Below are 12,756 nucleotides of genomic sequence, written 5' to 3'. Positions count from 1 at the left end.
ATCGTACCGTCCAAAATATTGGTGATCGTCGCTCCGGAGATCGAGATCCCGGAAATCGTCCCATCCATGATAATCGTTTTTACGTTTCCTGCGGAATCTGTTGCTACGGCTCTCGGCGTTTCGGTAGCGTCTTGTCCAAAAATAAGCGTACGCAAATTTTCGGGATTCGTGTTGAAGGACGCAAAGTTAGGCATAGCTCTCCCCCTTATCCTGCGGTCTGGGCTTGGAAGTACACATCAATAACCGGCTCGGTTCCCGGAGCTTGGGCCCGCACTTGAATTCTCGCGAAGCGCAAAAACCGGGAAGGCACGAGCGCAAGCGTCTCTCCGCCCTTTACAACCCCTTCGCTGTCATCGGCAAAATCGTTTGCATTCGGCCCGATTTGGGCTTTTACAACTACAGGATCGCTGCCCCGGTTCACGATGCCGTAAGAGTACACCGAGAATCGGGATACGTCCATGAGCATGTGCGGCTTCCATACATCGGTCACCTGTATCGAGCGCTCGCTCTGCCCGCAATAACGGCCGGACTTGCCGCATGCGGACCGGATCGGTCGACAATTCAGCGCAGTCCCCTTGGGTGCTAGAAAAGGTTTGCTGCACTTCTGCTTCTCTTTGTGCGGCTTGCATACGAGCTTGCAGCTGCAGCTGCTGCTGGCGCTTCTCTTCCCCTTAGGCTTGGTTCCGGCACATTTTGATCGAGTTCCCATGTCGGCTCTCCTTGTTAGTTGTGCTTCGACAATATATGACGCGCATCCTGATTGGTCACGGCTTCTGCGCATTTCTCGTCGAAATCGAGGGTTGTACCCAGCCAAGCCTGTCTGCGGCGACATATAGTAAGTAAGAACCATGCAAGGGGGCACGATCACCATGACCAATCACTCCATTTTCAATAGCTCAAACCTTCCCCTCTACACCTATTCCACCAACACGTATGTAGCCCCCGAGATCGGCAATACGCCGGAGGGCGACGCGGCCAAGGCCGGCGCTTTCTATATTCTCAGCTCGGGAAATATCAGCGTGGGCGGAGGCAGCAGCTTGCTGCTGCAAGCGGCGAATGCCGGAGGCAGCGGCAAAACGATGTACATCTCCCGCATCGTCGGCGGGACGACAGCAGCTGTAGTGCTCACCATCAACTCCAGCGGCACGATCACAGGCGGCGTTACGCCTACCCCGTTCAATACACGGTTCGGCAGCGCCAATACGAGCGTGATGACCGGCCGGCGGAATACCGGCACGCTCGGCGGCTCACCGACCGTCTTCTGGACGGCTCAGCTAAGCGCGGGGTTGTTCAGCGTCGAGTTTCGCGGCGGTCTGATCGTACCCCCAGGCCAGACGATCAGCATCACGCTCGGTACGACAGCCTCGAGCTCCTCCATCAACTTGAGCTGGTGGGAATATTGATAAGGAGGGCGGTGCCGGCATGACGAACGAATTTGTTTTCGATAGCCCGAATCAACCCATATACACGCAACAGGTCAACACCTACTTAGCTCCAGGAACCGTGGCTCCGCCGGAGGCAAGTGCAGGCAAAAGCGGCTTCCTGTTTGTCGGCACCGCCACTAATACCAGCTCGCTTGGCATTCTTGGGGGCAATGTCATCATCTCCATACAGCTCGCGAATCCCGGCGGCAGCGGACGAACTTGCTACGTCGCCCGATTCACGGGCGGCATCGGCATCTCCCTGAGCCTGCTCTCCAACTTTACCGGGTCGGTTACGCTACTCCAGGGAGGGACTCTGACCGGACCGACTACCGTTACTCCGGCGAACAGCAACTTCACCAGCGCGCAGACCAGCGTTATGACCGTCCGCTCCTCCACATCCGCCGTCTCCGCCGGAACTAGTCTACAGGCGATCCCGCTCGTCGGCGGCCCCTTCCAGTTGAGCGAGAGCGGTCGCATTGTCGTCCCCCCCGGACAGACGCTATCGGTGCAAGTTGCGGGCTCGCTTTCCGTCGCCGGGGTGCTGACCAACACAATCAATCTCGAATGGTGGGAAGCTTGAGCAGGAAAACCGCATCTCGATGCGGAATACATACGAGGAAGTCTGAAGAAACGCCATTAATCGACGGAAGGATGACATTAATGAAGGACAAGCTGAAAGGATTGCTGGTCGGGCTGACGATCGGCACCATGATGACAGGCACGCTTACATATGCGACGATGAGCACCTCGATCGAGGTTTATTTTCGGGAGCTCAAGTACACGTTCGACGGGGTCGACAAACAGCCGCCGAGCGGGAGTCAAGGCTTCATCTACAATGACACTACTTACGTCCCGCTCCGCTGGGTAGCCGAATCGCTCGGCAAGCCGGTGGACTTCGACAATGATACGAGCTCCATCTACATCGGTAAAAATTACGGCGGCGCCGGCGCAGCCGTCGTCGCCACTTATCAAGGCGGCGGCCAAGTGACGAAGGTCGAGCTGGATACGTTTAGTTCAGCCTCCCGCTTCTATGGCTCCCAAGGCGATCCGGGCATCGATCCGGCTTACAAGGAATACCAGCTGAAGCAGTTGATCGCCTTGAAGGTGTTGTCGTCGCGTGCGAGTGCGGAAGATCTGCAAGGGGTTGGCGCTACAGTCGATGCGCAGTTCAATCAAGTCGTCCAGTATTTCGGTTCGACCGATACGCTCGCGGCGCAGCTGAGAGGGTTGAACTTGAACCTGCAAGACCTGCGCCAATATATTCAGTACAACGTGCTTGCCCAGCAAGCGCTCCTCAAGATGGTGGACTCCGCCGCGATTCAAGCGGAGTACGACCGCCAGCGCAAGGAAGATTCGGCTGCGTTCGTGACGGCTACCGTGCGGCACATTCTGGTCGGCTTGAACGATCCGAACACCGGGCAGCCGACTCGTACGGCCGACGAAGCGCTCGCCCGCATCAAGGAAGTGCGGGAGAAGCTCGTGAAGGGCGGCAGCTTCGACGAACTGGCCAAGACATACTCCGACGACCCTGGGTCGAAGGACAGCGGCGGCCGCTACACCGACGCCGTCATCGCCGGCTACGTGACCGAGTTCAAGAAAGCCGCCGCCGATTTGCCGCTCAAACAGCTGAGCGAGCCGGTCAAGACGGAATACGGCTACCATCTCATCGAGGTCGAGTCGCGTACCGTGCAGACGCTGGATCAAGTGAAGGACCAGTTGAAGCAGCAGCTGACCAACACCACGTACAACAAGTTCATAAACGTCGAAATCACCGCTATGATCGAGAGCACGAATTTGAAGTAAATTGAACAAAAAGGACCGTTCGGCTTTTCGCCGGACGGTCCTTTTTGTTCGCAAGGGGAGGTCTGAGGGGTGGTGACGACCCAGTTCTCAGTTGTACAAGCTTTGTACATCTGCGGGCCGAAATCGGCCAAGTTGGTGCTCAGATGTATAAGAATTGTACGCCTGACTAGAATTTTTGACGTTCAGATGTCTATTTCTTATACTTTGACTGCGAAAATAGACCGTTTTAGCGTACAGTTGTACAAATCCTCTACATCTGTAGCTGATTTCCGGGCATTTTCGGCTTCAGATGTAGAATCGTTATACATCTGATTCGGAGCGGGAGGAATTGCTGCCGAACGGGACGCTCTACTCGCCATGTAGACTAAACTTTACCCCACTTCGACCTTTGCCGACCTCTCCATCTGCCAAGTAGACCTTTCTACCGAGCTTTTTAATTCCATCCGTACTGGATTAGGTGAGGAGGTTACTTGGTCGTCGAGGTTACGAAGGTGCAGAGGATGTATGTGAGCGGGGTGAGCGAGGATTGGACGGGGGGTGGAGTAGCTTGGTTTGCTGGGAAATCGGTGCTCGATCGTGCTGGGGCTGTTGGATAGTCGGATTGGGGAGCTGTAAGTAGTTGAGCAACTTGTTACTGGAGGTTGAGGTTGGCTGGGCTTGCTGGGGTGCTGGGTTTGCTGGGGTGGCTGAGCTTGCTGGGGCGGCGGGCTTGGCTGGGCTTGCTGGGCTTGCTGGGCTTGCTGGGCTTGCTGGGGTGGCTGGGTTTGCTGGGCTTGCTGGGCTTGCTGGGCTTGCTGGGCTTGCTGGGCTTGCTGGGCTTGCTGGGCTTGCTGGGCTTGGCTGGGTTGGCTGGGTTGACTGGCTTGGCCGGGTTGGCTGAGCTCTAGTTACTTCGGTTGTTCGGGTTACTTCGATTGTTCTGGTTCTCAGGTAGCTCGGATTGTTTGTGTTGCCAGGTTGCTGCGGCTGCTGAGTTGACAAGGGTTGCTGCATCTAGCCCAGTCAAATCAAACCTGCTGCTGGGTACCAGCTTCAATAACCAACCTCCCCGCAGTTGGACTTTTCCCACCCCACCTACAGGAGCCAGCACTACCTCGAAAGACGCTGCAGTCCGATTTCACACAATTGCAGCGCCACTTTTCGAGCCCACCTTGCGAAACCACCTCGCCAAGTGGGCAAAATCGGCAAAATCGGACTGCAGCGGATATCCGCCCATGCCCCACCTCTGTAGTCCGGAAAAAAATTCGGACTACAACAAACAAGCCAGCCTCAAGCGCCTCGATCCCCTTCCCGCCGCAAGCGCCAAACACGCTCCAGCACCGCACACAGTGCGGTGCCGACGATCAGGCCATTGCCGAGCACGTATTGCAGGTTGCTCGGTAGCGCCTGCAGACTCTCCGCCGGCAAGAACATTAGTCCGCCGCCAAACAGCAGCGACACGCCTATGATCGTCACTCGACGCTGGTCGAACGACTCGGCGGCGATGGATTGCAGACCCACGCCGAGCAGTTGGATGAGCGTGGCCATAATGGCTGCGCTGGCGACCGGGCCCGGGATGGCGCCGAGGTACCCGGTCCAGAGCGGGAAGCAAGCGAGCAGCGCCAGCAGGACGCACGCGACGAGCAGCGGGCGCAGCGCGGCGGCACGCGTCAGCCGGACGAAACCTGCCGTCGATGCCATCGACACCATGCCCGTCGTAGAGAAAAGCGCCGAGATCCACTGGTTCACGCCGCTTGCCAGGATGCTGCGGGCCACGAGCCGCTCGCCAAGCGGCAAGGCACTAACACCAGCTCTCGCACCAGTACCTCCGACAGCTCCCGCGCTCACGCCTGCACTTGCACCCAAACCGGCTTCAGCCCCTGCACCTGCATCGGCACCACCGGCTCCAGCCCTCGTACTAACGTCTCCGTCAACTTCTGCACCTGCACTTCCGGCTCCAGCCCTCGCACCATCGCCTCCACCAACTCCTGCACCTGTACCAACGGCTCCAGCCCTCGCACTAGCGTCTCCGACAGCTCCTGCACCTGCACTTCCGGCTCCAGCCCCGTCTCCGTCAACTTCTGCACCTGCACTTCCGGCTCCAGCCCTCGCACCATCGCCTCTGCCAACTCCTGCACCTGCATCGGTTCCCGCACCGGCCTTCACGCCATCACTCGTACCATCGCCTCTACCCACCTCTGAGCCGCCAGGCTCCAGCTCATCGACCAGCCGGCCGACGGCAGCCGCAGAGGCGATCGTGTTCGAGACGAGCACGAACGCGATCAGTACGGCGGTCGCTGTCATGCCCGCGTTCCACGCCGGCCATCCCCAAGCGAACAGCTGCGGTAGCTCGAATAGCGGCAACTCCGCCATTGCCACAGCGTCCGCGCCGATGCCTCCGCCGCCTTCCGCCCTGCCTGAGCCGGCCAGAAGCGTATAAGCGACCCAGCCAACGGCGATGCCCACAATAACCGAGTAGCCGCGCAGCCAGCTCGCTCCCCGCATCGAGAGCACGAGGATCACCGCGAACACGCCGATCGAGACGCCGGACGCCGACACATCAATCCCTGGCGATGCCGCGCTGACCCCCAGCATTCCTTTGAGGAAGATGCTGCTCAATTGAACGCCAAGCAGCAGCATATACGTGCCGGTCACCGCCGAGCTGAACAAAGCGAGCATGCGCCGGATCAGCCCCGTTACGTTCAACCCCAGAAGCACAAGCCCGGCGGTCAGCATCCCGCCTTCGAACAGCCGCAAAGCTTCACCCGCTGCGGCGCCTTGCCTGACCGTCGTCTCCACCACCAGGAACACGACTGCCGTCCAAATACCGGCCGGCCCGTCGGCGATCGGCAGCCGATGCCCGAACCGCACCTGCAGGAAGGTGGTGACGCCCACCACGAGCAGCGTCCGCTGCATTAGCCCCACCGTCTCCTCGACGGTCGAATGCAGCATCCCGCTCAAGACGATCGGCACGGCGATCGAGTTGGCGAGCAGGAACACCATCCATTGGACGGCGCCGAGCCCTTCTTGCATCCACACGGATTTCTCGACTCTATTCAAGCTGGCCCCCGAACCTTTCCGTTTCAACATTTCGTATGTGCCCAGTGTATGTAGCTTGCCCCTCTCTCATACACCTGCTCCCTCCATCCACTCTACTAGTCCGTTATTCCGGCCCAATCTAGCGTCTTTTGAACCGTTTTCATACCATTTATCGGGCGAATGCTAGGTTGTCTTTAGGAATTTTTACACGCTTACAGTTCCTTTTTTCGAGACAACCCTTGATGCGACAAGCTTTTCCGCCGAGCCCCTCCAGAATGGCAGGGTACTCCTTTTGACATGGACGGCCTATTAGGAGCATAATAAACATAAAATCTTAATACTTTAATAGCTAAACCACTTAGTAAGGAAGGCGTCCTAAATATGAAATCATGGTTCTCTTCCGACCGTTTGCTGCGGGCCCGGCTGTTTGTGTTTTTCTCCGTGCTGTTGCTGCTCAAAAGCTATGTGGCCTGGACTATCCTGTTCGATAACGGCCCATCGTGGTCAACCTTACTCAAGGAGCTTCCGGTAATCTGGATTGTATTCTGCTTGATCGAATGGTTTTCGTCCAAGCGCAAGCTGGCGGTCTATTTGTGGGTCAATCTGTTTTTTACGTTACTCTTCTTCTCTATTATTATGTATTACAAATATTATGGCGTCATCGCAACCTATCATTCTCTCAAACAAGTCAACCAAGTGACCGCTGTGAAGAAAAGCGTCCTTAAGCTGGTCGACCCGTATTATTTGCCGATTTTCATGGATATTGTGGTTTTCGGCATTCTCATGTTCCGGAAAAAAACCAAGATGGTCTGGAATTCGATCAGTTCGGTCCGCATCTCCAAAAAAGCGGTGGCGATTATGTTCACAGCTTCCGTGCTGCTGGCGCTGCTGGATGTCTTGCCGAACCGGGCCAGCCTGAACGAGCATGTGAAGGCCGAGCAGATGGGCATTCTGAATTACGAGTTTTATACTTTGTTCAAAAAGGACGAAATCGAGCTGGCCGATCCTTCGGAGCTGACTCAATCGCGGATCAACGAGCTCAAAAAGCTGCAGCCCGCATCGGAATCTCCGGCTTACTGGGGAGCGGCGAAGGGTCGTAACTTGATCATCATCCAGATGGAATCGTTCCAGAGCTTCCTGATCGACTATAAGGTCGGAGGCAAGGAAGTAACGCCCAACCTGAACCGTCTGGTCAGGAACCACTTCTATTTTCCGAACTTCTATCAGCAAGTAGGGCAAGGGAATACGTCCGATGCGGAGTTTATTACGAACACGTCTTACTATATCCCGCCAAGAGGCCCGGCATCCCAGGAATACGCCGACAAAGTGCTGCCAAGCTTGCCGAGACTGCTGGAGAACCAAGGCTACTCTACGCAGACATTCCATACGAATGTCGTGGAATTCTGGAATCGCGGCGAATTGTACTCGGCGCTCGGCTTCCAGCGCTATTACGATCAGGCGTTCTTCGGTGCCGATGACGCGATTGCCTTCGGTTCCTCCGACGAGATTCTCTACGACAAGACGGTAGAGGAGCTGAAGAAGATTGAGCAGCGCCGAGATGGGAAACCGTTCTACGCACAGCTCATCTCGATGTCGGCCCATCATCCGTTCGATCTGCCACCGGAGAAGAACCGGATGCAGATGCCGGAGAAATACCAGGACAACATCGTAGGCGACTATCTCCGTTCGCAGAACTACGCCGACTACGCGCTAGGCAAATTTATCGACGACTTGAAAGAGAAAGGGCTGTGGGACAACAGCCTGATCGTGCTGTACGGCGATCACCGCGGCGTCCCGATGAACCAGCTCGATCACGAAGAGAAGAAGCTGATGCTTGAGATTTTTGGCCATGAGTACAATTACAAGGACATGATCAATGTGCCTCTGATTATCGCCGCACCTGGCGTGACGGAGCCGAAGACATTCCCGCAGATCGGCGGCCAAGTCGACACGATGCCGACAATCGCCAACCTGCTGGGGATTTCGCTGGACTACTACCTGCATTTCGGGCAGGATTTGCTGAACAACACGAGCAATCTGATCCCGCAGCGCTACTACTTGCCGTCCGGCTCGTTCCTGAGCGACAGCTCGCTGTTCCTGTCGGGCAGCGGCTTCCAGGACGGCACCCAGTTCCCGTTGCTGAACGAGAACGGCGAAGTAGCGACGGAAGAGGATTTCGCCCGAGCTCTCAAGCTGCTCAACTTGTCGGACAGCTACGTGCTACAGCTGCCGGATCGGGTGCAGAAGGAATAGCATTTTACGGAGAAGGACCTCAAGCAACTCCAAGCTTGCGAGGTCCTTCACTTTTGCTGAAGCTGGAAGACTTGACCAGGGTTTATTTTCTGTAGTTACTGTAAACGGATGGTTACGTCCTGGCGGTAGCGATATAATAGTAAGGATGACATAGGCAGGTGAAACCGGGATTGTCTTGGAAAAAAGTCATTTCCACATGTCTTAAGGTTCTGTTGGCGGCAGTCCTCGTATTCTTCATCGTCCGCAGCGTCGATATGAAGCCGGGCGAGATTTGGCGGTATTTGCTCCATACCGGTCCCGTGTTCTATACGTCGCTCGCGCTGTTCACATGCTTCCTCATGTTCCAGTCCGCCATCTGGCTCGCGATCTTGAACGACGGAGGGCGCCAGCTTTCGATGTTCAAGGGGCTATACATTTATAACCGCTCGCAATTCGGCAAATACATTCCAGGCGGGTTCTGGAACTACGCCGGGCGCATCGTTATGGCAAGCCGGGAAGGCGTCGGGATGGCTCCGCAGCTGTCCGCTATTTTCTACGAGCATGTCCTGCTCATTCTAGCCGCGGCGATCTATTCATTGATCTTGCTGCTGATACTGAAGGTGCTCCCTTGGTATGGGCTTGTCTTATTTGTGATCGCCATGGGGCTTGTTTACGGGTTCTACCCTCAAGTGTCGAAGGGCATCGCTCGAGGGGCCGGCTGGTTCATCCGCAAATTCAAAATCAAGAATTTTTCCGCCCCGGCCAAGCTGATGACACGCAAAAGCTTTTTCTTGTACCTCGGCTATTACTTGCTCAGCCATATGGTCATGGGGGTCGCCTTCTGGCTGCTGATCCGCAGCTTCGATGTCCCGTCGGTCGGCCTGATGTACGCTGCGGGCACATTCGCTTGTGCATGGCTGCTCGGTCTGCTGAGCCCGCTTCCAGGCGGACTGGGGATCCGGGAAGGATTTCTCGTCTATTTCCTATCCTTTCACATGGATGCCGCCACCGCGCTGCATATATCGATCATCTCGCGCATTTGGAATATTCTGAGCGAGGCTCTGTTCTTTGCCGTCATGCAAGCCGTCCATTTTACGAGAAAGAGGATGAAGGTCTATGAAGCGTAAAAGTGTCGTTCTCGTTGCGGGCGTCTTCCCTCCCGGTGTCGGGGGCATGCAGAAATACTACTACAATTTAAGCAAATACTCTAAGCATAAAATGACCGTTGTAGCCCCTCATTACCCAGGTGACGCCGCATTCGACGCCGAGCAGCCCTATCAGACCGTACGGGGCGATTTTCTTCAGCAGGAGACCGTTCACTTGAGCAGTTGGCCGCGCCTGTTCCGGATGGTGAAGCGCACGGTGCGGGAAGAGAAGGCGGATGTGACGCTATATGGCTATATCCTGATCGGCATTATCGGGTTGATCTTGAAAAAATGGAAGGGCTGCAAGTACGCCATCTCTACGCACGGCATGGATATGCTGCAATTCCGTAAAATCTGGGGGCTGAACAAGCTCGTTTCGCTTATATTGCAAAAGGCCGACGGCGTGCTGACAAACAGCGAGTTCACGAAGGCGCTCGTCCTCGACTATGGGGTTAACCCGGCTCGGATTCAGCTTGTGTACCCTGGCGTTGAGGACGTGTACGAGAAGCAGCAGCCGAGCCAGACGCTGATCGACGAGTACGGCCTTGCCGGTAAATACAAGCTGCTCACGGTCGGGCGGCTCGTTCGGCGCAAAGGCCACGACAAGGTGATCGAGTCGATGCCGGCCATCCTGGAGGCGATCCCGAACGCGGTGTATGTGATCGCGGGGGACGGGCCCGAGCGCAAGCGGCTCGAGCAGCTTGCCCGCGACCGCGGTGTCGCCGAGCAGGTCGTGTTCACCGGTTATGTGAAGGATTTGGCGGCGATGAACGCCTTCTACAATACATGCGACCAGTTCCTGATGGTGTCGCGGGAGCTCGAGCAGGGCGATGCCGAAGGGTTCGGCATCGTGTACTTGGAGGCGGCGATGACGGGGATCCCGGTCATTGCCGGGAAGTCCGGCGGAGTGGGCGAAGCCGTGCTCGACGGGGAGACGGGCGTGCTCGTCGACCCGCAATCGCCGACGGCTATCGCAGACGCCGTCGTGCGGCTCGCGCGCGATGAAGCGCTGCGCGAGGAGCTGGCGAGCGCCGGCTACGAGCGGGCGCGTTCGCAGTTCCGCTACGCGCAGTTGGCGGAACGGTTCGACCGCGCGATGAGCGCGTTCTGCGCGCCAGCTGGGGCGGAGGCGCGGGCGTCCGCGGCGCAGCGGGGGGCTGGCGCAGCCGGTGCGGCCGGCAAGGAAGTCGGCGCGAGTGCGGGCGGCAAGTAGCGACGGTTAGTCTCAGGTTGCGGTGGCTTAGCAGAATAACGTTATGAAATCACCTTATTTCGCTCCACACTCCGATTCCGAGCAAAATAGCGTTATGGCATCACCTTATTTCGGGTCTAGCCGCTCCCTACGGGGCATTTCGGGGCGAATAGCATTATGGCATCATCTTATTTCTCTCCGGAATGCCGAGTTAGGCAAAATAGCGTTATGGCATCACCTTATTATATCGCAGCGCAATCGAAAAGGCCGTTCCCTCTATCGCTCAGTAAGCGATCAGGGAACGGCCTTTCGTTGTGCCAGAAACTAACCGTGCATCAGGACGGCTTCCTCGCCTTTGCCCTTGCCGTCGCGCGCCTCTTGGGCGCCAGGCTTCTTGCCGCGCCGCAGAACGAGGCCGAGCAGCGCTCCGGCGATGGCGATGAAGATCATGACATGGAACGTCTCGCGGAAGCCATGCACCATCGCCTCCATGAACGCGGCCTGCGCCTCGGGCGTTGCGGCTGTGCCTTTTGCGGCTCCCGCCGCGGCACCTGCACCCGCAGAGCCTGCAGAGCTGGCACCGCCACCTGCCGCCGCCCCCGCACCGCCTGCTGCCGATTGCAACTCGGTCAGCTTGGTCGCCGTCCGCGACGTCAAGATCGTGACGAGCGTCGCGACCGCCAGCGAGCTGATCACCTGCTGCATCGCGTTGGTGAGCGACGTGACGCGACTCACGAGGTCGCGCGGCGCCTTGCTGATCAGATGCGAGTTCATCGGCATCATCATCATGCCCATCCCCGCGCCGCACATGAGCAGCGGCAGAATCAAGTCCACTCGCTGCGTCGTCAGGTCGACATGCGAGTACTGGTACAGCGCGCCCGACACAAGGCCGAGCCCGGCCACGACGAGCCAGCGCACGCCGATCTTGTCGAACAGCATGCCGGCGATCGGCATCATGAGCCCCGAGGCGAGCGCCTGCGGCAGCAGCGTCAAGCCCGTATCGAACGGCTCGAAGCCCCGCGCCTGCTGCAGGAACTGCGGCATCAGGAACAACGCGCCGTACAGCGCGAACTGCGCAATCCACTGTACGATGATGCCGGCCGAGAAGTCCAGCGAGCGGAACACGCGCAGCTCGAGCAGCGGCGTCTTCGACCGCAGCTCGACGAAGATGAACAAGATCAAGGCGATGCCGCCGACGATCAAGCCGGTCAGCGTCTTCGCCGAGGACCAGCCGTGCGCGCCTTCGCTCACGCCGTAGGACAGCGCCGCGAACGCCAGCGGCCCGAGAATAATGCCCGGCACATCGATCGTCGCCACTCGCTGCTTGTCAATCTTCGGCAAGCGGCGCAGGCCGACCCACAGACAGATCAGCCCGATCGGAATGTTGATCAGGAATATCCAGCGCCACGAGTGGAACTCGACGAGCCACCCGGACAGCACCGGTCCGATCGCCGGAGCGAACAGGATCGGCACGCCCATCATGCCCATGACTACGCCGACTTTCTCCGGCGGGCTGAGGCGATACACATAAGCCATGGCGACCGGCAGCACGCAGCCGCCGCCCAGCCCCTGGATGACGCGGAACAGGATGAGCCACTCCGCGCTGTTCGGCAAGGCGCAGAGCGCCGAGCCGACGGTGAACAGAACGACGGACACGAGGAATACGCGTTTCGCCCCGAAGCGGTCCGACAGCCAACCGGACAGCGGAATGACCGAAGCCTGCGCCAGCATGTAGCCGGTCACGGTCCATTGCAGGCGAGACAAAGGCGCGTCGAAGTCGTGCACGAGGCTGGACAGCGCCACGTTCATCGCCGTCGCGTCGAGAATAACCATGAACACGCCGGCGATAATAGCGAGCAGCGGGACTATGATGCTGCCGATGCGGAATTCAGCCGGATTTCGGTTCGGATCTAGCGTTGCTTGGTTGGCACTCATAAAGCGT

Annotated in this window: 10 protein-coding genes and 1 pseudogene; 7 read left to right on the top strand and 4 right to left on the bottom strand. The window is 57.9% G+C overall.

Features of this window, described 5'->3' with window-relative positions; genetic code table 11:
* A pseudogene (locus tag PKO02S_RS15715) lies at positions 1 to 194 on the bottom strand (DUF6385 domain-containing protein); the annotation flags it as partial.
* Between the two features lie 11 nt (positions 195 to 205).
* Positions 206 to 709: a DUF6385 domain-containing protein gene (locus PKO02S_RS15710; RefSeq protein ID WP_127584475.1), complete on the bottom strand. Its 504-nt coding sequence runs from the start codon at positions 707 to 709 to the stop codon at positions 206 to 208.
* Positions 710 to 869: 160 nt separating this feature from the next.
* Between PKO02S_RS15710 and PKO02S_RS15705 the strand changes: the two genes are divergently transcribed.
* The 4 genes from PKO02S_RS15705 to PKO02S_RS15690 all read left to right on the top strand — a co-directional run bounded on the left by PKO02S_RS15705 (position 870) and on the right by PKO02S_RS15690 (position 4,114).
* Complete coding sequence (locus PKO02S_RS15705) at positions 870 to 1,403, top strand: hypothetical protein (protein ID WP_127584473.1); 534 nt, start codon at positions 870 to 872, stop codon at positions 1,401 to 1,403.
* 19 nt (positions 1,404 to 1,422) lie between these two features.
* The gene (locus PKO02S_RS15700; RefSeq protein WP_127584471.1) at positions 1,423 to 2,004 is read left to right on the top strand and encodes a hypothetical protein; all 582 of its coding nucleotides are present in this window, start codon (positions 1,423 to 1,425) and stop codon (positions 2,002 to 2,004) included.
* 80 nt (positions 2,005 to 2,084) lie between these two features.
* A complete protein-coding gene (locus PKO02S_RS15695) occupies positions 2,085 to 3,227 on the top strand; it encodes a peptidylprolyl isomerase (protein WP_164821479.1) in 1,143 nt (380 codons plus the stop codon).
* A 647-nt stretch (positions 3,228 to 3,874) separates the two neighbouring features.
* The gene (locus PKO02S_RS15690) at positions 3,875 to 4,114 is read left to right on the top strand and encodes a hypothetical protein (RefSeq protein WP_218033935.1); all 240 of its coding nucleotides are present in this window, start codon (positions 3,875 to 3,877) and stop codon (positions 4,112 to 4,114) included.
* Between the two features lie 382 nt (positions 4,115 to 4,496).
* Here the strand turns inward: PKO02S_RS15690 and PKO02S_RS15685 are convergent, their stop codons facing one another.
* Positions 4,497 to 6,296: a purine/pyrimidine permease gene (locus PKO02S_RS15685; RefSeq protein WP_127584467.1), complete on the bottom strand. Its 1,800-nt coding sequence runs from the start codon at positions 6,294 to 6,296 to the stop codon at positions 4,497 to 4,499.
* Between the two features lie 330 nt (positions 6,297 to 6,626).
* Here PKO02S_RS15685 and PKO02S_RS15680 point away from each other — a divergent pair, with 330 nt between their 5' ends.
* The 3 genes from PKO02S_RS15680 (at position 6,627) to PKO02S_RS15670 (ending at position 10,835) form a co-directional block, all read left to right on the top strand.
* Complete coding sequence (locus PKO02S_RS15680; RefSeq protein ID WP_127584464.1) at positions 6,627 to 8,498, top strand: LTA synthase family protein; 1,872 nt, start codon at positions 6,627 to 6,629, stop codon at positions 8,496 to 8,498.
* A 170-nt stretch (positions 8,499 to 8,668) separates the two neighbouring features.
* Complete coding sequence (locus PKO02S_RS15675) at positions 8,669 to 9,604, top strand: lysylphosphatidylglycerol synthase domain-containing protein (protein ID WP_127584477.1); 936 nt, start codon at positions 8,669 to 8,671, stop codon at positions 9,602 to 9,604.
* Positions 9,594 to 10,835, top strand: a complete 1,242-nt coding sequence (locus PKO02S_RS15670; protein ID WP_127584462.1) for a glycosyltransferase family 4 protein — start codon at positions 9,594 to 9,596, stop codon at positions 10,833 to 10,835. The genes PKO02S_RS15675 and PKO02S_RS15670 overlap by 11 nt, the downstream gene beginning before the upstream one ends.
* Before the next feature lie 303 nt (positions 10,836 to 11,138).
* Here PKO02S_RS15670 and PKO02S_RS15665 read toward each other — a convergent pair whose 3' ends face one another.
* Complete coding sequence (locus PKO02S_RS15665; RefSeq protein WP_127584460.1) at positions 11,139 to 12,749, bottom strand: DHA2 family efflux MFS transporter permease subunit; 1,611 nt, start codon at positions 12,747 to 12,749, stop codon at positions 11,139 to 11,141.
* Between the last annotated feature and the right edge of the window lie 7 nt (positions 12,750 to 12,756).

It is taken from the genome of Paenibacillus koleovorans NBRC 103111 (genome assembly GCF_004000845.1).
Classification (GTDB): Bacteria; Bacillota; Bacilli; order Paenibacillales; family NBRC-103111; genus Paenibacillus_AA; species Paenibacillus_AA koleovorans.
The sequence above is the reverse complement of the archived record's forward strand: the minus strand, read 5'-3'. Positions and strand labels throughout refer to the sequence as shown.

What these genes read in the sequence shown, in the direction of transcription:
- PKO02S_RS15710 (WP_127584475.1), bottom strand. Translation starts at nt 709, where the DNA reads ATGGGAACTCGATCAAAATGTGCCGGAACCAAGCCTAAGGGGAAGAGA.
- PKO02S_RS15705 (WP_127584473.1), top strand. Translation starts at nt 870, where the DNA reads ATGACCAATCACTCCATTTTCAATAGCTCAAACCTTCCCCTCTACACC.
- PKO02S_RS15700 (WP_127584471.1), top strand. Translation starts at nt 1,423, where the DNA reads ATGACGAACGAATTTGTTTTCGATAGCCCGAATCAACCCATATACACG.
- PKO02S_RS15695 (WP_164821479.1), top strand. Translation starts at nt 2,085, where the DNA reads ATGAAGGACAAGCTGAAAGGATTGCTGGTCGGGCTGACGATCGGCACC.
- PKO02S_RS15685 (WP_127584467.1), bottom strand. Translation starts at nt 6,296, where the DNA reads ATGTTGAAACGGAAAGGTTCGGGGGCCAGCTTGAATAGAGTCGAGAAA.
- PKO02S_RS15680 (WP_127584464.1), top strand. Translation starts at nt 6,627, where the DNA reads ATGAAATCATGGTTCTCTTCCGACCGTTTGCTGCGGGCCCGGCTGTTT.
- PKO02S_RS15670 (WP_127584462.1), top strand. Translation starts at nt 9,594, where the DNA reads ATGAAGCGTAAAAGTGTCGTTCTCGTTGCGGGCGTCTTCCCTCCCGGT.
- PKO02S_RS15665 (WP_127584460.1), bottom strand. Translation starts at nt 12,749, where the DNA reads ATGAGTGCCAACCAAGCAACGCTAGATCCGAACCGAAATCCGGCTGAA.